Here is a 1218-nt window from a genome sequence, read left to right as displayed (position 1 = left end):
AGAATGGAGGGAGAATCTTCACGGCGCGCATGGTGCTTTCCTGCAGCGGGAGGAGGGGGAACCGGTTCGATCCGCCGAACTTCCTATCACGGGGCCGCCAGACAAGTCATGACATGATGTGAATGCCGGCTCTGCGGCTTCCCACCATGTCCCCCATCGGCTCGCCCATCGGCTCCCGGCGTGAGCAGGGCCATTTGTGCTTTACCGCAATTGCGAAGCGCTGTATCCGTATGGATATAGTCATGCTGGTGATAACGACATAGGGTGGCGATGATGGCAAAGCGTGCGAACATGGGGCGCCGTGGATTCACTTCGGCGGTTTCCGCACTCGTTCTGGGCGTCGGCATTGCCCTTTGCGCGCCGGCGGCGATGGCGCAGGACGTGCTGGTGCTGGCGGCGGCCTCCACCAAGAACGCGGTGGACAAGCTGGCGGCGCAGTTCAAGGCGAAGACCGGCGCCAGCGTGACGTCTTCCTTCGCCGCCTCGTCGGCGCTTGCCAAGCAGATCGAGAACGGTGCGCCTGCCGACATCTTCATCTCGGCCGATCTGGACTGGATGGACTATCTGCAGCAGCGCAACCTCATCAGGACCGACAGCCGTGTGAGCCTGCTGGGCAACGAGCTGGTGGTGGTGGTGCCGAAGGGGTCGAAGCTCAAGCCCGACCTGGCCAAGGGGGGCAAGCTGGCGGATCAGTTGGGCGATGGGCGGCTTGCCACCGGTGATCCTTCGAACGTTCCGGTCGGGAAGTACGCCAAGGCGGCGCTGGAAAAGCTGGAGCAATGGACGGCGGTTGAGCCGAAGCTGGCGCGGGCCGACAGCGTCCGCGCAGCCCTGGTGCTGGTCAGCCGAGGCGAAGTGCCGTTGGGCATCGTTTACCGCACCGATGCCGCCATCGATCCGGGAGTGGAGGTCGCGGCGACCTTCCCGCCCGACAGCTATCCGCCGGTGATCTATCCGGCCGCACTTGTGGCTGCCTCGAAGAGCACGGCCGCCGCAACCTTTCTCGACTATATGAAGTCGCCGGACGGTATGGCGGTCTGGAAGGAATTCGGCTTCGTTCCAGCCCCCAAGGCACCGTAAGCGCCGCAGTATGGATATCCTGACGCCGATGGAGACCACCGCGTTGCTGTTGAGCCTGCGTGTCGCGGGCATCGCCATCGCGTTGGGGTTGCCGGTTGCCGTGCTCGCCGCCTGGGTGCTGGGCCGCTATTCCTTTCC

At 64.3% G+C, this 1218-nt stretch carries 1 protein-coding gene; it reads left to right on the top strand.

Translation table 11 applies throughout. From position 1 onward, the window contains the following. Positions 1–273 precede the first annotated feature (273 nt). Positions 274–1080 (top strand): molybdate ABC transporter substrate-binding protein, encoded by an 807-nt coding sequence (modA, locus tag I71_RS06920; RefSeq protein WP_042692934.1) that lies wholly within the window; start codon positions 274–276, stop codon positions 1078–1080. The last annotated feature ends 138 nt before the right edge of the window (positions 1081–1218 follow it).

This window comes from Azospirillum sp. B506, assembly GCF_000333595.1.
In the GTDB taxonomy this organism is placed as follows: domain Bacteria; phylum Pseudomonadota; class Alphaproteobacteria; order Azospirillales; family Azospirillaceae; genus Azospirillum.
The sequence above is the reverse complement of the archived record's forward strand: the minus strand, read 5'-3'. Positions and strand labels throughout refer to the sequence as shown.

Bases quoted from the DNA above. Each gene is read 5' to 3' on its own strand.
- modA (WP_042692934.1), top strand. From the start codon at position 274: ATGGCAAAGCGTGCGAACATGGGGCGCCGTGGATTCACTTCGGCGGTT.